Here is a 24,651-nt window from a genome sequence, read left to right as displayed (position 1 = left end):
TGGGACTAGAATTGCATCTAATTTCAGGATAATTGAGGTTTAGAGTTCCTGAAACGGGGGAGTTTTTGAAGACTCATAAGGAAGAGAACCTGGGACGACTAGCTGCGGAGTCAACATTACGCTCGCTCGTAAATCAACTCTTAAATTCTGGAGTGGGTCGGGAACAGGTAGCGCAAATGATGAATTTATCGACCGTGGAAGTGAGAGGATTGGTAGGGGAAAACTTTTGATCGATCGCACTTTTCTAAGATATCAAGAAAAGTGCGATCGAAGTATGGCAAAAAATGTGAATAGTCAACAGTCCACAGTTAGCTAATGACTAGAAAGGCTTATTAGTAGGTTTAAAACCCTGCTTTTGAAAATAGGTTCTAAATACCTCTTGAGCAATTGGTGCTGCCGCTACAGCACCATATCCGCCGCCTTCAACTATAACTGCGATCGCAACTTCCGGTTTGTCAGCGGGAGCAAAACCCACATACATAGAATTGTCAGGATGACCGGGCATTTCCACAGTCCCAGTTTTGCCAGCACTTAAAGGAATAGTACCGTCATTCATGCCGCGGCCTGTACCTTTTTTCACCACCTCAATCAATCCTTGTTTAACGACATTTAAAGTGGCCGGCTTAATACCGGTTTGAATTTTTTGAGTTATAGGAGTATTGGTTTGAGAAGCCAACAAATGCGGCTGCACTCGCCAACCACCGTTGGCAACAGTTGACACCATCACAGCCAATTCTAGAGGAGTACAAAGTACCAAACCCTGACCGATCGCCATTGTTACCGTATCCCCTACGTACCAATCTTCACCATACATTTTATTTTTCTCTGCTGGGATCGGAACTTGACCGTGATTGGCGCCGTCTATCCCCAAAAGATCTAAATTAATAGTACCGCCAATGCCCATTTTTTTAGCCCATTTTGCCATTTCTTCCGGCCCAGCAGTCATACCTACTTGATAGAAAAACGTATTGCTGCTGTAGGCTAAAGCATCGCGGAAACCGATAACGCCGTAACCGGCGCCGTGTTCGTTAAAGGAAATTCCGCCGATGTTAATTGAAGCAGAACTTACCAAAGTCGAGTCAGGAGAAAACTTGCCCGACTCCATCCCGGCTACAGAAGTTACAATCTTAAAAGTGCTGCCGACTGGATAGCCTTGAACTGCCCGATTTAAAAATGGTTTGTCTGGCCCTTGCAGCCGATCCCATTCTTTTTGAGTCACCTTGCGGGTGAAAATATTGGGGTCAAATGTCGGCCAACTAGCCATTGTTAAAAGAGCTCCGGTTTTCACGTCGATCGCCACAACGGCACCAAGGCGATCGCCCAAAGCTTTTTCGGCAGTTTTCTGCATATCTAAATCTAAAGTTAGCTGCACCGGTTTGCCGGGAATAGGATCTTTTACACCTAAATCTTGGATTTCCTCGCCCTTAGCATTTACCTCGATTAAACGGTTTCCCCAAACGCCCTCTAAAGTTGAATTGGCTAATTTTTCAACTCCCATTTGACCGACGATCATTCCCATCGGATATGCAGGATTAGCTTTTAATTGATCTAAACTAGCTTCGCCGACGTATCCCAAAAGGTGAGCTGCTAATTGCTGGTTGGGATTGTCTCGGCTCGATTCTACGCGAATTTCAACTCCCCGCAAAGTATTAGCTTGTTCTCCCAACGCCACGAAAGTACCGACATCGATATCCTTACTAATTCGCACTGGCAGGGCTGATCTGTAGCCAACTGCATCGATTTTTTTGACAATTTCCGCTGCGGGAAGTTTGACGATCGGGCCCAGTGTAGCAGCGATCTCTTGCCACTCCTTAGCCGATCGCTCTTTTGGCCACACATAGACCGATCGAGATACGCGGCTGGCCGCAAAAATTTTGCCGTTGCGGTCTAAAATTTGACCGCGATTGGCTGCGACTGACACAGGGCGAATGCGGTTATTTTCCGCCCGCTGTCGGTTGTAGGCTCCCTGTACCAGTTGCAGTTCGGCTAGACGAAATATTGGTAGCGTCACCAAGGTAGTGACGAACAGCATAAAAATCATAACTTGGAGCGATCGGCTGCCTTGCCGTGCAGGGTTGTCCAAGGCTTTTTTGTCGAATCTGATTTTAGAGTTAAAAGAAAAATCGCCAGCCATATTAATTAATCTGCTCTTTTTATTCAACTAACAGGTTGATACGGTTCCCATCCGGATCATTTGGCAGAAAATGCAGCGATTGGAATTTCTCACTCTTTAGTGACAGACATAAATTCGGCCTGTTGGCAGACGAATCAGCCGGATTGTTTGATTAAGGTAGATGTTAAATATCAGGTTTTTTTAACAATTCAACTGTTAAGGAGGTACGAGCGCTGTGGAACCGATCGATTTTTTGATTGCTTGGCTGGTGACAGGTAGCAGCTTGCTACTGATTTCTCAACTGCCGATCGGCGTAGAAATTGACAGCACACCGAAAGCAGTAATTTCGGCTGCGGTTTTGGGAATGTTGAATGTTTTAATTTTGCCAATCCTAAAAGCAGTTTTTTTCGTGCCGAACTTGCTGACGCTGGGATTGCTTTCCGGCGCCTTTGCTTTTGTAATGAACGTGATTGTTTTTGCCTCGGCTGCGAAGTTAGTTGAAGGATTTAGCTTGCGGATGGGTCTTTGGAGCGCGGTACTGGGGGCGATCGCCTTAGCTGTAGTTAGCAGCTTTATCAACGGCGCACTGATTTAGCAACTTCCCCTGATAAAGGGTGATGGAAATCGCCCGCTATTTCCCACCCTTAGCTGGCGCGTTTCCTTTGCCTACAAGCCATTTCTCTCGCCGAATATTTCTTCTCCCTTCTTCCTTCCATCCGTTACATCCGTTACATTGGTTAAATCCGTTAAACAATCGGTTGCCGAACTGCCTTCAATCCGTTAAATCCGTTAAATCCGTTGCCGAAGTTACTTCCCCATCAGCGCCTTATAGGCTGTCACCTTAATATCAATCCCAGTAATATCTGTCCCCACAACAACAGCCACCGCTCCTAAATCCAAGGCTTTTTTAGCCATTTCCGGCCCCGATATCCCGCCTTCGCAGATAATGGGAACCTTAAGCTTTTCTACCATTTCCGCAAGCAAATCAAATCCCGGCGGCGATAAATTTTCCGTCTGGGCAGTATAGCCAAAAAGAGTAGTTGCTACAGTATCTGCACCCGCTTCGGTTGCCGCGATCGCAGCTTCTATTGTATCTACATCCGCCATCACTAATTTACCCAATTCACTGTGAATTCGCGCGATTAACGTCTTTAACTCTTCGCCGGAAGGACGGTTTCTCAGAGTAGCATCAACGGCGATAATATCGGCTCCCGAGGCGGCGATCGCCCGCGCGTCTTCAAACCGAGGAGTAATGTAAATCTCGCATCCCGGCAATTGCTGCTTCCAAATCCCAATTATGGGAGCGGATATCTGTTTTCGCACCGCTGCAATGTGACCCGGAGTGTCAATCCGCACGCCCGATGCACCTCGATTGATAGCGGTTCGCGCCATTGCCACAATTACGATCGGATCGTGCAGCGGCGAATCAGCAGGTGCTTGACAAGAAACAATTAATCCTGTAGGAATTTGACAATTAATCATGGGGAATTGCGGATGGGGAATTGGTAATTGGGAATTACAAATTATACCAGTTCAAAAAAAGAATGTAACTGTAGACCATATCCCAACCCATATCCAATGAGTCATTCCCCAATCTAAAATCTAAAATCTAAAATCTAAAATTGTATTACCCATTACCAATCCCGGCCATTAAAGAAATAATTTTGTCCAGCAATTGCTCAGGGTGAATCGGTTTAGCCAAACACTCGTTAGCTCCCGCCGTCACGAAAGATATCTGATCTGGCGGAATTTCATTAGCGCTTAAAGCTAGAATCTTGATATTTTCAGTAGCGGGTTTTTGGCGCAGTTGGTGAATTATTTCGCAGCCATTCATACCGGGCAAACGCATATCGACAATCACAGCATTCGGCTGCAAAAGTTCAATTTGTTCGACCGCCGCCGAACCTTCAATCATCCACACCACTTGCAGTCCTGCTGCTGTCAGGATATCGCAAATCAGCATGGCAGTTTCTTCATCTTCTTCGACGAGTACGAGGCTGCCCCACGAGGAAGAATGCAGCGGTAAAGATGAATTCGATTTTTCATATGTAAATTTTGTGGATTCATCTTTGCTGAAAGTTTGGATGGGTATAAAAACCGTAAAAGTAGAGCCGACATCAACTGTAGAGCTGACTTCGATCGCACCGCCGTGAAGCTCTACTAACTGTTTAGTTAAAGCCAATCCCAGACCGGTGCCGCCGTATTCGCGGCGGTACGGGGAATCCAACTGCTGGAATTTTTGAAACAAAAGCGACCGCTGATTTTCGGGAATTCCAATGCCGGTATCTTTGATTTGAAAAACAGCGGTGCTGCCTGCCGGTGCAGTACCGGGCTGCCGCACTGCCGGCGTTCGATTTTTATCTTCTGTCACCCAAACTCGCAGGATGACTCGCCCGCCTTTGGGAGTAAATTTAATCGCATTTCCTAAAAGATTGAAGAGAATTTGTCTCAAGCGGCGGGGGTCAGCGATGAAGCGATCGCACTCTTGTTTGAGCCGTTGTTCTTGCAGCAGTTCCACGCCCTTAGCTGCAGCTTTTTCTTTGAGGGCGTGCAGGCTCTGAGAAGCTAATTTAGAAAGTGAAAATTCACTAATTTTTAATATTGCTTTTCCCGCTTCTACTTGCGATAAATCTAAAATATCGTTAATTAATTCTAATAAGTGGTCGCCACTGTCTCGGATAGTTTGCAGGTACTGCCGCTGCTTTTGCACTGGCACTTCTTTACTGCCAACTTTGCCGTAAGACCACCGCAGCAGCGTGTCGGAAATGCCGATGACGCAGGTGAGAGGAGTCCGCAATTCGTGGCTCATAGCTGCCAAAAATTCGCTCTTGGCGAGGCTGGCAGACTGGGCGGCAACCAGTGCATCGCGCAGTTCTCGCGTGCGTTCTATTACGCGCTGTTCTGAGGTGCGCTTTTGCTGCTGGACTTGTGCATAAAGTTCGGCTTGGTAAATGGCGATCGCCAAATGTTCTGCTATTTGTCGCAAAAATGTTTTTTTGCTTTCTTCCCACTCGCGAAAAGTACACTGGTGGGCAATTAGCAGCCCCCACAAGTCGTCTTGAACTACGATCGGCACTAGCAACTTTGCCCGTACCTTCGCCCGCCGCATCAACTCTAAAAAACAAGGCTGCGAAGAGTAACTTGTTTCCACATCCGCGACGCACAAAGCCAAACCTTTGCGATATTTCTCTCGGTCAATGACTCCATTGGTAAAACACTGCGCGTCTTCACTAAAATTTAGTACAGACGAGATACCATCATTGGCTAAAGCTTCGTAGGTAACGCGACCTAAATACAAGTAAGACCCGGAATTTTCGGGGATTTCGCCAGACCCAGAAACCGCCGCCGGTATTTCTTTAGCTAACTCGCCCTTGTGCGGCGCAGGAACTTTTTCAAATTGATAAATTAACAGGCGATCGACCTCCAAAAACTCTCGCACTTGCTCGACTGCTTTTGACAAAATTACAGGCAATTCCAGACTCTGGCGGATTTGAGTTGTGACCTGATTCAAAAGTCGCTCTTGTTCAAGCTGTTGCTGCAAAGCATCTTCTACTGGCTGACAAAATGAAATGCAGGGACTGGCAATTTGTAATTGATTGACGGCTTCAGCAATCTGGCTTTGTAGCGTTTCTGGATCTATAACTTTGGGCGCGGATTTTCCCTCTATTTCTGTTTGGCTGTGTAGGGGCAGGTGATTATTTTTGCTGGCATTGGCAGCGAGAATATCCAGCAAATTTAGGGTGAATTCGCTTTGAAGAACGGCCGAGTTAGTCTGTATATTTTTAATTGCTTGTTTGAGGGCGCGAATGTCAATTTTCCACGAGGGTGAGCCCGTTATTTCTGCGAGTTTGTCTGCCAGGGGAGACAGGAAATTGGCGATCGCCCCGGGGTCGAAAGTCAACTGCACATTCAATTGCGAATGGAGATTTTGTTCGCTGTGCTTGTGTCCGTTTGTTGCGAACTCATCTAATAGATTGCCCCGCAGCAGTGCGCTAAAATGCTCTGATACCACTGCTGCAAACCTTTCCGACGAATTGTCCAGATTTTGAGAATCAGCGATCGCATCGTCGGTCAGCCAAATCGCCCCTGGGATTTCAGCCATTTGCTGTAACAACTGGTAAGCAGCCTCAAAGGTTGCTAGCGGCAAAGTCCGATTTAAGGTTTTTGGTTTCAATCTAGATATTTTCCCGGTTGTTTTAAAGAACAAAATATGAATGCCTCTGTTGTGAGGACGGAACCCGTGGCACAACAGGCGCGGCCGATCCAACAGACTTGAGATGACAGTAGTCAGAAAGTAGGTAATAGAAGGCCCCGGAGCCAGAGAGCTAATTTCTCCCTATAGTTGTCCTCTTTCTTCTGGGCGAGTAACCCCCGCTTCAGCGCTTTACGAGCGCGAAAGCGGTAGGAGGAAACGGGGGGAAGGGATACGGCTGTATAATCGATCGCTTCGCGTGGTGTTTGTGAACCGGGTTGTTGATTGAAACTAAGCAATTCCACTCCCATTGCTGGGGTGAAGTTAGCACGCGCCTTTGTTTTCTGAGCGGATTCGGCTAATGGCACGTCCTTAACCCAAATAAAAATGTTTAACCCTTAACGACAGAACAGGGGACTAGCTACGCATCCGCTTGGTGTCATTACTGTCAGGCTGGTCAACTGAAAATGAAGTTTTAGGCGCGAAGCCCAGTCACTTCCGTGCTGGGTCGTTGACTACTTTCAACAATCTTATTCCAGTATAATATTAATATATAATTTGTTAACTTGTACTTAACACTATCCGGGTAAATGAGCAATCCAACTCAACTCACCCCCGATTTCACGATCGGACATCTGCCGTGTCACGACTTCCAAGTGAGCGCTGCAACTCTAGGACAGGTAGTGGCTGAAAGATTTGAGCAAGAACCCGATCTGCCGGGAGTCATTATTACTCATGAATCACAGGTATTGGGCATGATTTCTCGCGTCAAATTTCGAGAGCAAATGAGTTTTCCCGATCGCCTAGAACTTTACGGGTCACACCCGATTCGAGCCTTGTTAGATTTTATTAGAATTCCGCCTTTGCTGCTTTCGGCAAACTGGAAAGTTGACGATGCCGTGCAAGCGTCTTTCAACAGGCACAAAGACTTGGTTTATGAACCGATTATTGTGGTAAGAGAAGACCAGAGCCACCACCTTTTGGACGTTCATACTCTGGTGATTGCCCAGTCAAAACTTTTAGCGCAAGCTAACAAAGTTATTCAAAAATACCGAGTAGAAAGACACAAGTATTTGGCGCTACTTCAACAAGAACAGGCTAAGGTTCACGAATGTAATGAGCTTTTAAAAATCCACCAACGTCAAACAGAAAAGTCCTATGCCAATCCTAGTTCCCAGCAAGTGGCACTTATCAAACAAGCTGAAGAAATTGCTCAAATGAATCAGCGATTTGTGAGGATTGCGAAACTGATTTCTTCGGAAGGTCGCCAAGCATTTCAAGCTACTTTTCAAGGTGCTAATTCTATTTGCAACAATACAGATAAAATTTTGGGCGTGGGCAAAGCCATAGCTAATGATTTAGAAACGGTTAACCGCACTTCCCGAACCATCCGGGAGGCGATCGAACAAGTCAGGCATTTAGCAGTACAGGTGGCTGTAGTTACCAATCAAATGGGAAGTCAGCCCAGTGGTCTGAGCAAAGTGAGTCTAGAAATTGGCAGGCTGGCAAGTAAAACTTTTGAATTGGGGACTCAAATGGAGCAAATTGCCAGCCGGTTTAAACTTCGAGTTCACGAACTCACGGAGGCAGCAAGAGCAGGTGCTAATGTGGCTAAATCCGTGACGATCAAGATCGATCGCGCAGAAATGGCCCTGTTAGAGTTAGAAGAATTAATAGCGGAAAAAAATTTCAATTCATTGACCGCTATCCAAGAACCTTTGGGAGTCATAAAAAGTGTTACCGCTGATTCTTTAGTGCGAGAGAGAGAACAAGCGGAAGTCACGGTTTCCGAGTTGGAAGACTTAGTTAAACATCAAGATTCCTCGCAATATCTGATTCAAAAGATTCAGCAGGCGCTGAAGTCCAAAAAGCCATAAAATCCCAGCCCAAATATAATGAAATATTTCGAGAGGCAAACAAATAAAATAAAAATAATAATTTACAATTATTCTATTTCCAGAATACTATTTGTTATACTGAAGGTGGGGAATTTTTAAATTCAGTTGTAAAAAGGCTATTTAATTAGCCCCAAAAACCGATAAAAAGTTCCAAAAATAGTTGGAAGGACAGGTGACGTTTATGAAAATCCTGCTGGTAGAAGATGACACAGTTACAGTCAGTTTGCTGACTCAAGCGCTGAACTCTCACAATTACAATGTGAATGCGGCAGCCGACGGTGAAACAGCGTTGCATTTGGTGCAGGCATACGATTACGACCTGATTGTTTTGGATGTGCTGATTCCTAAACTCGACGGCATTAGTTTGTGTCGAAAATTGCGATCGTCCGGCTGCCAAATGCCGATTTTACTGCTGACAGCGCTAGATAGCAGCAACGATCGAGTCCAAGGTTTAGAGGCGGGTGCAGACGATTATGTGGTCAAACCCTTTAATCTAGAAGAATTAATCGCTCGAATTCGGGCTTTGCTGCGCCGGGGTAAGGCAACTTTGTCGAGTACAAATTTGACCTGGGAAAAACTGCAAGTCAACCCGGACACTACGGAAGTAACTTATGCCGAAAAAGTGCTGCACTTGACTCCCAAAGAGTACAATTTGCTAGAACTTTTCCTGAGAAATCCTCGGCGCATTTTCAGTCGCAGCGCCATCCTCGATCGCATTTGGTCGGCCGGTGAATTTCCTCAAGAAGAAGCCGTTACCGCTCACATCAAGGGGCTGCGGCAGAAGCTGAAAGCAGCCGGGATGACTGTAGATTTAGTGGAAACCGTTTACGGATTGGGCTATCGGCTCAAAAGTCTGCCGGAGGAGATTGAGAGCCAACAAGTTGGGCAGGAAACGGCAGAAACTGCTAAAACTCAAGAGACTTTATCTACTGAATCCAGCGGGTCGCTCCAGGAATTAAACAAAGACGAGCGCCGTCTCAAAGTCTTGAATGCGATTGCCCAAATGCGGGAAAATTTAAAAGCTAATTTTATAGAAAAGGTGGCGATATTCGATCGCGCGATCGCTCAACTGAAAAACGGAAGCTTGGAGGGCGAAGTGCGCCAGGAAGCCCAAGCCCAAGCTCACAAATTAGTCGGTTCTTTGGGAACTCTAGGGCTGCCGAAAGGTTCAGAAGTTGCGCGCCAGATAGAACATTTGTTCAAGGCTGAAAACATCTGGAAACCGGATACGGCTCAGCAGATTGAGGGATTTCTGCATCAGCTCAAACAGATATTCGATCGCCCGTCGGCCGAACCAGAAGGCGATTTGGTTCCTGCGGTTTCCCAAAAGCGCCGAATGCTGATTGTTGATGATGATACTTTTGGGAGCGATCAACTGAAAACAGTAGCATCCGGTTCCGACTTCCAGATAGAAGTCGCCAACTCTCCGCAAGCGGCAAGAAATGCAATTTCTCAACAGCCTCCCGACGCGATTTTGCTGGATTTGACATTTTCCAGATCTCAGGAAAACGGACTTTCTCTCTTAGCCGAACTCCGCAGTGAAAAGCCCGAAATTCCGGTGATGGTTTTTAGCGGGCACAATCAATTGAGCGATCGAATAGAAGTTGCTCGTTTGGGAGCTTCGGGCTTTTTACACAAATCTATCCCCCCAGCAGATATACTCAAAGCAGTCGCCCAACTACTCGACCAGACTGGCCCTGCTGAAGCTAAAGTTATGGTGGTAGACGATGACGTGCATCTATTGGCTGCACTGCAACTGATTCTACAACCTTGGGGATTTCAAGTAACAACATTGGACGATCCCGAAAAGTTCTGGGAGGTACTCGAAACAACTTGTCCGGATTTGCTAATTTTAGATGTGGAGATGCCCGGTTACAGCGGTATCGAGCTGTGTTTGGCAGTTCGCAACGATTTGCGCTGGAGCAAGCTCCCCGTGCTATTTTTGACAGCTCATTCCGAATCGGAAACCGTGCGCCAAATGTTTGTCGCAGGTGCTGACGACTACGTGAACAAGCCGATCGTGAAACCGGAATTAATTGCTCGCCTCCTGAATCGTTTGGAGCGGACTCAACTCAGAAACAGACTGGCTCAGGCACAGCGCTAATCCCATTTTAGATTTAAAAAATTAAAGAATTAAAGAATTGAAGAACTGGGAATGACTGATAAGATATGGCTTTCGATCACGTACCTACAGTTGTATTCTTTTTTTTAAATGGGATAACTAGGAGCAAATATGCAGTGCGTGTCCGAAACAAATCAGGAAGCCTTAGCCAAGACTTGGGATTGTTAGATTGTGTGAATCCGACGCGGTGCTGTTGATTGATGCTGGCCCGCCGATCGAGAACACAGGCTAATTTAGAGAAGTATTAATCAGATGAAAGCAATGGTATTGCCCTCAGACACAGACAATCTCAATGGCAGCAACTGCGAACTAATTTACGCCCCGGCTGCGATCCAACCTCATGGCATCCTTTTAGTGCTGGAATCTCCTGATTTAAAAATTTTGCAAGTTAGTAACAATATTTTTGAGGATCTCGGCATTTATCCCGAAGAACTTTTGGGCAAATTTTTACAGGAATTTGTCGAAACTGAGGAAATTGAGGCTATAGAAAAAGCTTTATTTGAAAACTGCGATCAATCTAACGGTATCAGATTATCATTCAAAAGTCAAAACCGCCAGTCTTTTTTTCAGGGGACGGTGCATCAATCTAGTTCAGCATTAATTCTTGAACTCGAGTCGGCTGTTTCCCCAAAACCTAGCGATTCTTTCAATTTTTATCATTTAGTCCAAGAGCCGATCGACAAAATCCACAGAACACCAAACCTGCAAGTGCTGTGTCAGACAGCAGTTGAAGAAGTGCGGAGGATGATCGGTTTCGATCGAGCGATCGTCTATCAATTTGATGCCACCGGGGCGGGGGAAGTTGTCGCAGAAGACAAAGTAGAAAGTTTGGCTCCTTTATTGGGACTGCACTATCCGGCTGGCGATATTCCCCCCCAGGCAAGAAACCTGTTCAACATGAATTCAATTCGGTTTATTCCGGATATTAACTGTCAGCCTGTAGAACTAATTCCTCACTGCAATCCGCTGACCGGTCGCCCCCTGAATCTGGGCTTTTCTTTGTTGAGAGCAGTTTCCCCTTGCCATGTTCAATATCTCAAGAACATGAACATTGGTGCTAGCATGACCTTGACATTAATCAAAGATAAAAAACTCTGGGGATTGATCGCCTGTCACCACCCAACACGAAAGTATGTCAACTACGAAACAAGAAAGGCTTGCGAACTGCTAGCCAAGTTTGTGAATCTAGAACTTAGCTACAAACAAGATAGCGAAAATTGGGAATATGCAATTTATTTAAAAGAAAATTGCCATAAATTTGTCACCCAAATTTCTCAATCACACTGGTTTGTAGAAGGTTTACTTAAATCCAGAGATGAATTGCTGACCTTAGTGGGCGCTACGGGTGGAGTTGTGTGTGCCAATGAAAATTTAACAACCCTCGGCAAAACCCCGGAATTGGGAGAAATAAAAAGCTTAATTGCTTGGATAAAAACTCAAAGAAATAATGATATTTTTCATACAGATTCTCTCTCAAAACTGTATCCGCCATCCGAGAAGTTTAAAGAAGTTGCTAGCGGTTTGCTGGTACTTGCCATGTCCGAAATGCAAAATTATTACATTTTGTGGTTCCGTCCAGAAACAATTCAAACTGTCAACTGGGCCGGTAAACCAGACGGGGAAATTGAAGTTAACCCGGATGGCAGCAGGCCACTGTCTCCTCGCAATTCCTTTGACTTGTGGCAAGAAACTGTGAGGTCAAAATCTTTGCCTTGGCAGCGCTGCGAAATCGAAATAGCTCGAGAACTTCGAGTTGCTATTACTAGCATGGAGTTGCGGAAAACCAATCAGCAACTCAGCTTAGCTTTGTCGGCTACCAAAATTGGATTTTGGGACTGGGACGTGCCGAAAAATCGCATAGTTTGGTCGAGGGAACACGAAGAGTTGTTTGGGTTGACCCCAGGCACTTTTGCCGGAACTTATCAAAGTTTTGCAACTTGCATTCACCCAGAAGATTTAAAAAGTATGGAGAATGCTATAAATCAGGCGATCGCCCAGCGAGGAGATTACTGTCACGAAACCCGCGTGGTTTGGCCGGACGGCAGCATTCACTGGATGGAGGGGAAAGGTAAGTTTTTTTACAACGAAGCCGGCGATGCAGTGCGGATGGTGGGGACTGTTACAGAAATTACCGATCGCAAAGCTAGAGAATTACAGTTGCGCCTGTTGGAATCAGCAGTCACCACCACTAACGACGCCGTGTTAATTACCGAAGCTGAACCGATTGAGGAACCGGGGCCGCGAATTATTTATGTCAATCCAGCTTTCACGCGGATGACCGGCTATACGCTAGAAGAAGTTGTGGGCAAAACGCCGCGCATCTTGCAAGGAGAAAAAACCGACCGCGCAAGTCTCGATCAAGTTCGGACAGCTTTAGAAACCTGGCAGCCCGTGCGGGTTGATTCGATCAATTACCGCAAAGACGGGACGGAATTTTGGGTAGAAATGAGCATTGTGCCCATAGCTGACGAAACAGGTGAGTTTACCCACTGGGTATCAGTGCACCGGGATATTAGCGATCGCAAACTTGCTGAAGCCGCCCTCCAACAGCTCAACGAACGGTTAGAAATGCGAGTTTTGCAGCGAACCAGAGAACTAGAAAGCTCTCAAGCAGAACTCCGGGAAAGCGAAGCTTTATTTCGCTCTCTGAGCGAGAGTTCCCCCGTCGGTATTTTCAAAATCGATACTGAGGGGAAATGTACTTATACAAATCCTCGCTGTCAAGCAATTGGCCACTTCACACCTGCAGCCGCTTTAGGAAACGGCTGGATGCGCTTTGTTCACCGCGAAGACCTCAAACTAATTCTGTCTAAGTGGTCCCAATCGCAATCGCTAGATGGGGAATTTTCCTGCGAATTCCGCCACATCCAGCGAGACGGAACCATCCGGTTTTGTCGGCTTAAAACAGCTCCGATTTTTTCCGACAGATCTCAACTAATTGGTCACGTGGGCACAGTCACAGATATCACAGAAAGTCGGGCAATTGAAAAAATGAAAAATGAGTTTATTTCAATTGTCAGCCACGAACTGCGAACGCCGCTTGCTTCCATTCGCGGTTCTTTAGGTTTGCTGGCGGCTGGGGTACTCAAAAGTAAACCGGAAACTGCCAAACAGATGTTAGAAATCGCTTCCAGCGATACTGAACGGTTAGTGCGTTTGGTAAACGATATTCTCGACTTAGAGCGGCTCGATTCGAGCCAAGTTATCCTCGTCAAGCAGTGGTGCGATGCCCAGGTTTTGATGCGGAAGTCTGCAGAAGCTGTACTTTCTTTGGCTGCTGAAAATAACATTGATTTGTCGATTTTGCCCGCAACAGCCCAAATTTGGGCTGACCCCGACAGAATCGTTCAACTGCTGGTAAATTTGTTGAGCAATGCGATTAAATTCTCCGATCCAGGGAGTACAGTAACTGTCAGGGTGGAAGATTTGGGCGATTCCCTACGGGATAGCTACGCTTCACGGGTTTTATTTGAAGTCAAAGATCGAGGGCGGGGGATTCCTGCCGATAAACTAGAAACTATCTTTGGACGGTTTCAACAGGTCGATGCTTCAGACTCCCGCCAAAAAGGAGGTACGGGTTTGGGTTTGGCTATCTGTCGCAGCATAGTACAGCAGCATGGGGGCAGAATTTGGGTCGAAAGTGTTGTCTCACAAGGCTGCAGTTTCTATTTCACAGTGCCTGCACCGTTGGAAGGCGAAGGGGGAAAAAGTTTGGAGGTTTGAGATTGCTTTGATAATATCTCGCGAAAGCTCAAGTTCCTGACAACCCACGCGGGTAGAATGATTTTGGGAGGCTGATAGCTCGATTTTTCAGTTCAGGGTTTAAGTAGGTGAGCGGCAAAATATATCAACCGCGCCCGACGATTAGGACGTTTTTAAGTGCTCAAACTCTTAATTTTATTGCTTCTTCCTTTGGCTATATCTTTCAAGAAACCCGGTTGATGAGGCAGCGTGCGTAAGTCCTTTTTCGGTTTACCATGATTAATTTAAAATTAGAGTTTTAATTATGTCAGCAAAGCGCATTCTGGTCATCGATGATGAAAAAAACCTCTGCAGCGTGATTCAGGCCTGTCTGGAACATTTAGGCGGCTGGATTGTACTAAGCGCGCCCGACGGCAGCCAAGGATTGCTTTTAGCTGAAACTCAACTCCCTGACGCTATTCTGCTAGATGTGATGATGCCGGATATGGACGGACTTACTCTGTTTGGTTTGCTGCAAAACAATGCGACTACTCGGGGGATTCCGGTGATTTTCCTGACGGCTAAGGTGCAGGCGATGGATTTGAGCGAATTTGCTGATTTGGGGGTAGCGGGGGTGATTGCCAAGCCTTTCGATCCTTTGAGTTTGGCACAGCAAGTGGCGGACATTCTGGGTTGGGAACCGTTGCTTTAAACTGGGGTAAAAGGCGAGCGCAGATAGCATATCAAACTCGGCATTTGAAACCGCTACTAGACCAACAAAGTCGGCCCACCCCGACGGCAGAATCAAGGGCATTAAAGCCGGATGACGATCGAAAATCCGCTTTCTGGTTCTCTTGACTATTCCGAAAATCACGCAATTACGTTATTAAACCGGGTTGATGCGTTCACGAAAGTTCTAGTTTTTCCGGCTATTTTCATAATTTCCTCATTTTTTTGATTTAGCTTTGAGATGGATCGGTGATTGGTTAATTTAAACTCTGATTCCCTATAAGTTCTAGAGATAATCTCAGGGAGTCGGGGTTTTTTGTTACCTCCAAAGCCGATCGGCTATCACCGTATTTACAGGCAGAATAACTCCTCCAGAAGTTACGCACACTGGCATCAAGAACGGTTTTTTTTTACCCGGAATCACAGATGCAGCGAAGTTTTTGGGTGAAAAACCCGGTTTCAGCCTGCTAACCCCAGATTTACGCAGAGTTCCCTGAGAAACCTGGTTTTTTAACCCAGGATCACAGATGGAACCAAGTTTTTGGCTAAAAAACCAGGTTTTTGCCTAACTCTTGTAATCCCTGCTTCGGCCAAAGTATATTTATTAAAAAAAATGATGGTCTTCATAATTTCCTCATATTTTTTAGATAAAGTTTACTCCAAGCTCTTGATCTTAAGGTCGATCGCACTCTCAGCACCATTCCGCTGCCAAAGAGTGAATCTGTTGTCAGGAGACTTCGGCAAAGTGACGGAACTTTCAATTAACTGCTGCTACAGTACAACCAACCTCAATAAGTCAGGATATAGGCCCTGCATACCAAACAAACTGGGTTTTTTAACCGGGAAAAACGGAGTTTCTGCGCCAGACCTCTAAGTGTTGGCAGGATAACTCAATGCTACAAAAATTAATAACTGAAGATGTGATTTGCGCTCTCGAATAACACCCCAAAAATAAGTCGGTCGTTTGATCAAGAGCCAAACTCGCAATTGCCACTAACAGGCAAAGCCAAGTCTCAGTAAGTTTTTGAAAGAGTGTGGAGATTTTTTTAATGTCTGATCAGCTATCTTATAAAGGTAACAACCCGATTCTGTGCTATTACGCAAATGTTACCAACCTAGTTCAGGTGGTTCGGATTGGGAACATTCCTAATTGGTACTTTGAAAAAGTGCTGTTTCCGGGACAGCGACTGATGTTTGAAGCTGCTGCTGAAGCAGTCTTAGAAATTCACACTGGTACGGTGGCAAGTGCTATTTTATCGGACAAGATTCCCTGCTACGTGCTGCGGGTTATAGAAGAGGTAAGTTCCGAGTTCGAGCTGGTGATGACCGAAGAACGATTGGCGGTATTAGCCGGTTAAAATTTATGAGAAATCAGACGATATCGAGAACGGGCACAAAAATATTAGTTAACGAGTGTTTGGGGACAGGGAAAATGCAGAAAAATCTTGTCAATATTACCTTAGCTGTAGTAACAGAGGAAGTAGAAATTATCTTGGAGTCTTATCCGAAGCACCCATACCAACAAGCTTTTTCGCCTTCGGGATTGCGACAGGAGTTAATTGCTTATGTGCTCAGCCGAGTTCCTAATAGATATACTGCGATCGACTCCGGCGAGTCTGTGTCAAACCAAACAGTTCAGGTTCGCTGTTCTTCAGAGCAGTTGCTGCACATAGAAAATTTGATTCATACTGGCATTCGTGACGTGCTGCACAGCTATGAGAAGATAGATTACCCCCTGCCTGAAGAAGTTAAATTCGATTCCAGAGTTGCTAGTTGGTTGTGATAGTTTCTGGTAAATGAGGGAGACGCCGAGATTCTCGGCCCTCTCGGTTGGGCGAGGTGGAATTGTGTACTGACTCGATGGTTCAAGACTTTTGGTAATCGCAGCAGCAGTTGCACGGGCCATTGGGATTGACAGCACAGCGCAGAATTTCCGATCGAGCATTAAAGCGACAGCTAGCATCTCCGATAACCCAGATGCCGCTTACAAAAGTTCTTTCCGTCGGCGGTGTGGCCGACTGCACGTACAGGGCAATTTTTTGCAGTCGGTAGCGGCCGGATTTGAGTTGATAGCGGTGGTGGCGTTCCAAGACAGCGTAGGTTTGTCCCTCTAAATCTAGATAGTTCCCCGGTTGTGGCGTCCAATCCAGCCGAATGCTACCTAAATATTGGCGGGGGTGAGAGAGAATCACCTCTACAGGTAAAGTATTTTGTTCCATGTGGCGGTGCGTTCGCGAACTGAACTAAAGGGGCAAATAGTTGACTCAACCTACATCTTGTTCATCTAGAAAGATAAGTTTTTATAGAGAGAGTAATTTAGGTTTAGGCGCTACACTTAACTATAGAACCTTTGGCGCTCGAGGAATAGGCGACTTATCTTGGGATAGCCGACTCCCTCCACTACGTTCCGCCCAACAGGCTAGGAAATAAACTTCAACTCGCTTGAGGTAACTAAAGTTAAGTTCGATTAGCTTTGATAAAGCAGTACACGCTGATGGTATCGCAACTCGCAGGTTCAATCGATACGCGGTTGAGATTCCTGAACAGATTTTAACGGTTTGCAGGACTTGGGGTGCTTGAGGTGGGTTTGTACTAAGGACTTCAGTCCTCTGATTTGTATGAGGACTTAACTGCTGACTACAAACCAAACCGCTTTTTTGGCAATCAAAATTCCCAAAAATATGCCATTCCTTCCATGATTCCCCAAGCGCAAACAGAACCAGCTAAATAATGATTTGTAGTGCCAAATTCGCGATGCCATTCTAAGAGTTCTGACAGAGCATTAGCAACGATTACTCCCCGGACAGCCTGTTCAAACATACTGATATCATTGCCAGAATCACCGCAAACTAATGTTGCCTCAGATGGAATTTGTAGGCGCTTTTGTAAATAAAAAAGGGCATTGCCTTTATTGCTAGTTTGCGGTAAAATATCTACATTACTATTACTGCTAAAAATGATTTGAGCTGGCAGTCCCGATTCAGTTAACTTTTGCTGCAAAGCCTGGACAGTCGAGCTATTTTCTGCTGCTGGTTCCAGACAATAACTGATTTTCCAAGGATTTTGTTCTTTTAGGGATTGGGGTTTAAGCTGGGAAAACTGCTGAGCTAAAGAGGCGATCGCCATTTTATCCCAGTCTTGAGAAAGATATTCCGCCCAATCTAAATCGAGGATTCCGTCTTGGTAAATTTCGCTACCTACACCTGCGATCAAATAGTCGGGTGCTAGCAGTTGCTTTTGGGCAATTAATTCGCAAGTTGAAGCATTAGAACGCCCGGTAGCGTAAACCAAACAAATTTGCGATCGCTGTGATTGCAAGCGCTGGTTGAAAACTTGAGTTGCTTCGTCATCTCCGACTAGCGTGTTGTCTAAATCTGTAACTAATAAAAACTTCATTTGGGGAATTAGTCAGGAGTCAGTAGTCTTCAGTCATTAGTGATTGGGAATTGCTCGCTTCCTAAAATAATTTTAACTATTTATAAGAATTTGTTAAACCAACTACATTTATAAGCAAGCTTATCGGTTAACATTGGCCAGATTTAATTTTCAATAAGTGGTGTGAGTTTTATGGTGAATAATGCAACCTCCGTTAAAGCTTTTTGGCTGTCTTTCTTGATTTCTGGTGCTGCAGTGCCTTTGGCGCCGATCGCAGCAACAGCTCAAATTCAGGATACCTCAACTCCAGAAGTTGCGTTAGAAGCGAGTGCCGTCTCTACGGCTACCCCAGACGCAGCGCTGGCAGCAGGTAAGATTGAGATACCGCACTTAGCGGCGAGCACGGCAGAGACTAACTCAGCAGTCGATCGCGCTTTACCCGAAACAGATGCAGCATGGGTGAATAGCGCTTTACCCGAAACAGATGCAGCATGGGTGAATAGCGCTTTACCGCAAACAGATATAGCCACAGTCGATCGTGCTTTATCCGAAACAGATGCAGCATGGGTGAATCGTACTTTACCCGAAACAGATGCAGCAGTCGATCGCGCTTTACCTCAAACAGATATAGCATGGGTGAATCGCGCTTTACCCCAAACAGATATAGCAACAGTCGATCGTGCAACAACAACCCCAGAAATAACGGAGGCAATTCGCGAATTGCCCCCACAGGAGTTAGAAATTGCAAACTCTCCTCAGTCTCAACAAGTTGCTGAAGCCAGCAAAGTTGCCGACATCAGCAGCGAGACGGGCACCGCTGATGACCTCAGCATACAAGAAGACGCAGCACAAGTCACTTCTGTTTCCCAACTGTCCGACGTGCGGCCGACTGATTGGGCTTTTCAAGCCTTGCAATCCCTAGTAGAAAGATACGGCTGCATTGCGGGATATCCAGACGGCACATTCCGAGGCAATCGAGCAATGACTCGGTATGAATTCGCCGCCGGATTAAACGCTTGCTTAGACCAAATTACCAAACAACTTGGCGGTTCTAGTGGTAATTTAGTCAAGCGAGAAGATTTACTTGCTTTGCAAAGATTGCAAGAAGAATTTGCAGCAGAATTAGCTACATTGCGCGGTCGAGTCGATGCTTTAGAAGCCCGCACTGCCGAATTGGAAGCCAATCAATTTTCAACTACCACTAAATTAAACGCATTTGCTTGGTTTAACCTGACTGGAGCTTTTGCGAGCAAGCGAGTCCGAGTTGAAGCAACCAATGGAAATGCTGCTCCGCTCGATCGAGTAGCCGGACGCGATCCTGTCACCAACAGACCAATTGTGCAGAGAGTGGACGACCCAGAAATCACTTTCAGTCAGTTAGTTTGGTTGACTCTCACTACTTCTTTTACAGGGAAAGACGAATTAATTACACAGCTAGCTGTAGGTAACGGCAATTCCCCAGCCAATCAATATACTTCTACGGGCCTGTTCAATACATTTGGCACTCCTTTCCTCGATCAAACTGCGGGAGGAAATCCCAATGAAGTTATCCTGCGGGAACTTTCCTATCGGTTCCCGCTTAGCAACAGCTTGCAAGTAGTAGTCGGGCCGAGGATTAATTTCTACCGCTACTTTGACAACAATAGGTTTAACTTTTTCGTAGACGGTGCGAGCAGCTTTAATTCTAACAACAGCCCTTTATTAAGCGCTACCAGACGCGGTGCGGGTGCTTTGGTTTTGTGGGATATCGGCCGCGCATTGAAACTGCGTTTTGGCTACTTGGGGGAGAGTACGGAATTTTTGCCCACTTCCGTGTTTAATTCAGCTTCCAATCCGTCTCAAGGCTTGTTTGATGGGACAAATACGACTACAGCAGAATTAACATTCAGTCCGAGCGAGCGGACTAATTTGCGTTTTCTGTACAGCCGTTCCAACATCCAGCAAATCGGTGGCTTAATTGGATCTCCTAACAGCAAGCCGTTAAACGGTGTGGCAGATGACGGTTTCGGCGGCCGCCTGGGCAATTCGACGTCGAATACTTATAGTTTCAATTTCGATTGGTTAGTCAGTCGCCGCTTTGGTCTTTTCGGCCGCTACGGCTACGCCGAAACCAATATATTTCCCAAGACTGACCGACCCGACGGCACGATCAAAAATCAATCTTATCAGTTAGGACTTGCATTTCCCGATTTGTTCAAAGAAGGAGCTTTGCTTACGGTGTCATATTTAGTACCTTTTGACTTTACTGGCGGTCGGAGGTTTCTGGTTTCTGGCGGAGGGAATGGCGGCACGCAGTACGAAATTGAGGCAACTTATTATTTGCCTCTCACCGACCATATTTCGATCGTGCCAGCATTTTATGCGATCAGCAATGCCAATAATTTCGATAACAACCCGACAATTTTTGTCGGCAATTTGCGGACGCAGTTTAGTTTTTAAGTAAATCAGGGCTGACTTGAACATTATTATAGTATTTTTCAGTTGAGTCAGCTACACATTAATAATCGGTAATGGGGCGCTGAGTGTAGATTACCTGACTCTGTTGAAAACTGCTATATGTAAGGTATGCCTGAAACACCTTACCGCGTTATATCAAATCTGTTAGCCTCGGAATTCTTCCTATCTCTCTTCTCGACCTCTGCGTGAATCAGCGTCAATCCCTTGTCATCTGCGGTTAATACATTCTCTTTTTTTAACCGCAGATACAGGCAGATCAACACAGATTAACGCAGATAAATTCTATCAATTTCGGTGACACCATCCATCCGTGATTGTTGACTGTTGACTGGATTTGACTATTCCGATGCAACCGGAATTGATATTAGACTAGGGTGTCAAACCACTGATAGCAAATCCGCGCTTCATCGTCGGGCGTAAAATCGAGTCAACAGTCAACACTCAACCATCCTTCAGTTTTTCGACCCCGAGTTAACCGCCAACAGTCAACAGTCAACAATCATGAGGAGTGCAACCGGAATTGATATGATATCCTGATTAGCGTTGTCCTGATGTCAACGAATTGGAATTTCGATGATAAATTCAGTGCCTTTACCTGGTTCTGAGAAGCACTGCAATTTGCCGTTGTGTTTTTCAACGACAATTTGGTGCGAAATTGATAAACCCAAACCTGTGCCTTTACCTACGGGTTTTGTGGTAAAAAACGGGTCAAACAAACGCACAATCTGATCTTCGGGAATGCCCAGACCGTTGTCTTTGATCCGAATTAAAATGCTCTTTTCATCAATCGTTTCAGTTTTAATGGTAATAGTAGGAAAGATAGAAATTCCGGTGTCTTTGGCTTGGCTGCTGCTTTCTTCCAAGGCGTCGATCGCGTTTGCCAATACATTCATAAATACCTGATTTAACAGTCCGGGATGACAGTTTATTTGCGGCAGTTGTCCGTATTCTTTAATCACTTTAATGCCCTGCCAGTTGGCTTTGGCTTTCAGTCGGGTGTTTAACATTAACAAGGTACTTTCTAAACCTTCGTGAATGTCGGCAGTCTTGATTTTAGCTTCGTCTGCCCGCGAGAAATTGCGAAGAGTTTGAATAATTTCTACAATGCGCTCGCATCCGGTCTGCATCGAATTGAGCAACTTGGGCAGGTCTTCTGCTAAAAATTCTAAGTCTATATCATCGGCTTGTTGCTGAAGTTTGGCTGGGGGATTCGGGTACTCTTCTCGATACACCTGCACGATTTCTAATAAGTCTAGAACGTAGCCTCGGACGTGGCAGAGGTTGCCGGCGACAAAGCCCACTGGGTTGTTAATTTCGTGGGCAATTCCTGCTAGCACCTGTCCGAGGGAAGACATTTTTTCGGTTTGTACTAACTGCATTTGAGTTTGCTGCAATTCCTGCAAAGCTGTTTGCAATTCTTGGGATTTTTGCCGATCGCGATCGGCGGCGGCGGCCCGTTCTTCCTCAACTCCGATCGCCCCGGCAATAATTCCGATCAGCTTGCAGTCGGCTTCTGTGGGCGTGATGGGCTCAGTGTTGACAACGCACACCACACCCACGTAATTGTCGCGCAGCCGCACTGCTTGTCCCAGATAGCTTTGCAGTTGGTAGCGGATGACAGCGGGATCGGTTTTGCCGTAGATAGTGTTCTGCAAGTCAGGAATAGCCACAGCCCGATCGCTTGCTTTGTGGCATACGTCGGTGCAGACGTGGCCTTCGGCGCGATCGATCAGCGGGTAGTCCGGTGGCGCTTGCCAAGTCCCGATTGCGTGCAGCAGTCCGCCACCTAAACGGCTGTAGATGGCGCAGCTTCCGCCCAAAAGCTCGCCGGCTAAGGATGTCAACCGCTGGATGTTCTCAGCGGCGTCGGTGGTGAATCCCAAAAAGCACTCGTTGATTTTGCTGAGGCGGTACTCTGCTTGCCTGCGCGCCGTCATGTCGCGGGAGTTGATCACAATTCCTTTCACAGCGGGGTCTGCTAGCAAGTTGATGCCGACACCTTCAAGAAAACACCAAGAACCGTCAGCGCGCCGGAACCGACCTTCTAGAGCCATCGGAGCGCCTGGATTTGCCATCAGTTTTTCGCCGTCGGAAATCACCGAGGGCAGGTCGTCAGGGTGGATCGAATCGAGAGCAATTTGACCGGCGAGTTCATCGGCTTCGTAGCCTAACACTCTTTCTACAGAAGGGCTTTCGTAAACAATGCGACCGCTGGCGTCGAGAATAGTAATGATGTCGGAACTGTTGAGAATTAGCGATCGCCACTTAGCCTCATTTTGAAACAAAGCTGACTCGGCTTGTTTGCGATCGGTAATATCCTCTACCATTTGCAAAATAAACTGTGGCGTTCCCTGACTGCTGTCGATGACAGAGGCGCTGAGGCGTCCCCACCTGATGCTGCCGTCTTGGCGGAGGTAGCGCTTCTCGATTTGGTAAGCTTCGCGGGATCCCGCGACCAACTGTTGGCGTAACTCGCGCGAAACTTGTGCGTCTTCCGGGTGCGCGCAGTCGTCGAGGCCGACACCCCGCAGTTGAGCTTCCGATCGCCCTAGCATAGCTTGAAATGCCGGATTAGTGGCGATCGCAACACCTTCGAGGGTAGCGACTACCATGCCGATCGCAGCGCGTTCAAAAATTGCCCGAAACCGCTGTTCGCTATCTCGCAAAGCTGCATCCGCTTCCACTTCCTGCGTGATGTCCCGCCCCGCGACGGCCAAACCTTTGCGCGAACCGTCGGGGTTGAACAGTGGCACTTTCCGCACTTCAAACAAATTGCTGCCGCCTGTGGGCAAGGGGACAATTTGGCGGCTGGAGGTAAGAGTGCCTGCTTGCCAGGTGGTTTCGTCGGTTTCCTGCCAAGTTAGCAGGATTTCTCTGACTCTGGGATCGGCGGCGGCAGCTAGTTCGGCAGTAGTTTTACCCTGGTAGTCTGCGGTTTCCCAGCCCAAAAGTTGGAGGGCGCAGTCGTTGGCAATCAGCCAGCGCCCCTCGCTGTCTGTGAGGTTGATCGCGTCGGGCACGGCGTTAATCGCGGTTTTCAACCAGTATTCTTGATTTCGCAGGGCTGCTTCGGCTTGTTTGCGATCGGCGATTTCGGCGACGGTTCCTTCGTAGTAAAGGAGTTCGCCGTCTTCGTCGCGGACTTCGCGCACGTTTTCCGAGATCCAGGTAGTGCTGCCGTCTTTGCGGCGGACGCAGGACTCAAACTCTTTCAGGGAGCCATTTGTGCGGATTTCTGCCATGAAGGAAGCGCGGCGGGTGCGATCGGCGTAAAGGTTTTTTGCCGAACATTTGGCGATCAGTTCTGAGGGGGAATCGTAGCCGTACATTCGGGCGAGTGCCTGGTTGGCGCTGAGGTAGCGCCCGTCTGGGGCGGTTTGAAATATGCCTTCGGTGGCGTTTTCAAAGATGCTGCGGTATTTTGTCTCGGCTTGTTTGAGGGCTTCTTCTGCCTGGAAGCGATCGGTGATATCAGATTGGACGCCGATGAAGTGGGTAACGAGTCCGCTGCTGTCGCGCACCGGCGAGATGCTGAGTTCGTTCCAGAAAGGGGTGCCGTCTTTGCGGTAGTTTTTCAGAACTACTTTGCAGTCATGCTGTTGTTTCAGGGCCACGCGGATTTGATCGACGGCAGCGCCATCGGTATCCGGGCCTTGCAGGAAGCGGCAGTTCTGCCCGATTATTTCGCTGCGATTGTAGCCTGTAATCCGCTCGAAAGCCCCGTTGCAGTAGACTATAGGCCTGTCCGGCTGGGTAGCGTCCGCGATCGCGATGCCGTTGCTGGTAGCTGCCAGGGCGCGATCGTACAGCCGAAATACTTCTTCTATTAAATTCGGTGTGCCGCCAGTACGAGTCGGCGATAGCGTTTCAGAAGGAATGCTTATATCTATCTGCATGAGTTTCTATAAATTGAGTTTATTGTAGATCCCGACTGGCAGCACACCCTAGACTTTAACAGAATTGCCTGTTTTCCACAGGCAGAAGTTAGAAGGCTATTGTGCAGAATTTTGGCGGTAAATTCTACCTAAAAAAAATCTGGCTTCCCTCGTTTTTTTCCTCTTTGCTTCTGCCTTGTGCCTTCTAC

At 46.7% G+C, this 24,651-nt stretch carries 14 protein-coding genes; 8 read left to right on the top strand and 6 right to left on the bottom strand.

Features of this window, described 5'->3' with window-relative positions; all coding sequences use genetic code 11:
* Positions 1 to 319: 319 nt before the first annotated feature.
* On the bottom strand, positions 320 to 2,134 hold the full coding sequence (gene mrdA / locus QUA42_RS13165) for a penicillin-binding protein 2 (protein ID WP_333137653.1): 1,815 nt from the start codon (positions 2,132 to 2,134) through the stop codon (positions 320 to 322).
* Between the two features lie 214 nt (positions 2,135 to 2,348).
* Here mrdA and QUA42_RS13160 point away from each other — a divergent pair, with 214 nt between their 5' ends.
* Complete coding sequence (locus QUA42_RS13160; protein WP_333052282.1) at positions 2,349 to 2,708, top strand: phage holin family protein; 360 nt, start codon at positions 2,349 to 2,351, stop codon at positions 2,706 to 2,708.
* Between the two features lie 212 nt (positions 2,709 to 2,920).
* On the opposite strand, the gene QUA42_RS13155 is transcribed toward QUA42_RS13160, so the two are convergent.
* Both QUA42_RS13155 and QUA42_RS13150 read right to left on the bottom strand, forming a co-directional pair.
* Entirely contained in the window at positions 2,921 to 3,595 is a 675-nt protein-coding gene (locus QUA42_RS13155) for an N-acetylmannosamine-6-phosphate 2-epimerase (protein WP_333137652.1), read from the bottom strand.
* Between the two features lie 145 nt (positions 3,596 to 3,740).
* On the bottom strand, positions 3,741 to 6,287 hold the full coding sequence (locus tag QUA42_RS13150) for an ATP-binding protein (RefSeq protein ID WP_333137651.1): 2,547 nt from the start codon (positions 6,285 to 6,287) through the stop codon (positions 3,741 to 3,743).
* A gap of 608 nt (positions 6,288 to 6,895) precedes the next feature.
* On the opposite strand from QUA42_RS13150, the gene QUA42_RS13145 reads away from it, so the two are divergent.
* The 6 genes from QUA42_RS13145 (at position 6,896) to QUA42_RS13120 (ending at position 16,518) form a co-directional block, all read left to right on the top strand.
* Positions 6,896 to 8,182 carry a chemotaxis protein gene (locus tag QUA42_RS13145; RefSeq protein WP_333137650.1) on the top strand — a complete coding sequence of 429 codons (1,287 nt, stop codon included), beginning with the start codon at positions 6,896 to 6,898 and terminating at the stop codon, positions 8,180 to 8,182.
* 202 nt (positions 8,183 to 8,384) lie between these two features.
* Positions 8,385 to 10,307 carry a response regulator gene (locus QUA42_RS13140; protein ID WP_333137649.1) on the top strand — a complete coding sequence of 641 codons (1,923 nt, stop codon included), beginning with the start codon at positions 8,385 to 8,387 and terminating at the stop codon, positions 10,305 to 10,307.
* A 270-nt stretch (positions 10,308 to 10,577) separates the two neighbouring features.
* Positions 10,578 to 14,048: a PAS domain S-box protein gene (locus tag QUA42_RS13135; protein ID WP_333137648.1), complete on the top strand. Its 3,471-nt coding sequence runs from the start codon at positions 10,578 to 10,580 to the stop codon at positions 14,046 to 14,048.
* Positions 14,049 to 14,331: 283 nt separating this feature from the next.
* Positions 14,332 to 14,718 (top strand): response regulator, encoded by a 387-nt coding sequence (locus QUA42_RS13130; protein WP_333036815.1) that lies wholly within the window; start codon positions 14,332 to 14,334, stop codon positions 14,716 to 14,718.
* 1,066 nt (positions 14,719 to 15,784) lie between these two features.
* Entirely contained in the window at positions 15,785 to 16,093 is a 309-nt protein-coding gene (locus QUA42_RS13125; protein WP_333137647.1) for a DUF1830 domain-containing protein, read from the top strand.
* Between the two features lie 5 nt (positions 16,094 to 16,098).
* The gene (locus QUA42_RS13120) at positions 16,099 to 16,518 is read left to right on the top strand and encodes a late competence development ComFB family protein (protein ID WP_333137646.1); all 420 of its coding nucleotides are present in this window, start codon (positions 16,099 to 16,101) and stop codon (positions 16,516 to 16,518) included.
* A gap of 82 nt (positions 16,519 to 16,600) precedes the next feature.
* Here QUA42_RS13120 and QUA42_RS13115 read toward each other — a convergent pair whose 3' ends face one another.
* Both QUA42_RS13115 and QUA42_RS13110 read right to left on the bottom strand, forming a co-directional pair.
* Positions 16,601 to 16,954, bottom strand: coding sequence for a DUF6464 family protein (locus QUA42_RS13115; protein ID WP_333066483.1), 354 nt, complete (start codon positions 16,952 to 16,954; stop codon positions 16,601 to 16,603).
* A 445-nt stretch (positions 16,955 to 17,399) separates the two neighbouring features.
* Entirely contained in the window at positions 17,400 to 18,131 is a 732-nt protein-coding gene (locus QUA42_RS13110; protein ID WP_333137645.1) for a sucrose-phosphate phosphatase, read from the bottom strand.
* A gap of 171 nt (positions 18,132 to 18,302) precedes the next feature.
* Between QUA42_RS13110 and QUA42_RS13105 the strand changes: the two genes are divergently transcribed.
* Positions 18,303 to 20,549, top strand: coding sequence for an iron uptake porin (locus QUA42_RS13105; protein WP_333137644.1), 2,247 nt, complete (start codon positions 18,303 to 18,305; stop codon positions 20,547 to 20,549).
* A 572-nt stretch (positions 20,550 to 21,121) separates the two neighbouring features.
* Here QUA42_RS13105 and QUA42_RS13100 read toward each other — a convergent pair.
* Positions 21,122 to 24,463, bottom strand: coding sequence for a PAS domain S-box protein (locus QUA42_RS13100; RefSeq protein WP_333137643.1), 3,342 nt, complete (start codon positions 24,461 to 24,463; stop codon positions 21,122 to 21,124).
* Between the last annotated feature and the right edge of the window lie 188 nt (positions 24,464 to 24,651).

Origin of the sequence: Microcoleus sp. Pol11C2 (assembly GCF_036701505.1) — a bacterium.
Classification (GTDB): Bacteria; Cyanobacteriota; Cyanobacteriia; order Cyanobacteriales; family Microcoleaceae; genus Microcoleus.
Note: the sequence above shows the minus strand (reverse complement) of the source record. Positions and strands in the feature narration are given on the sequence as shown.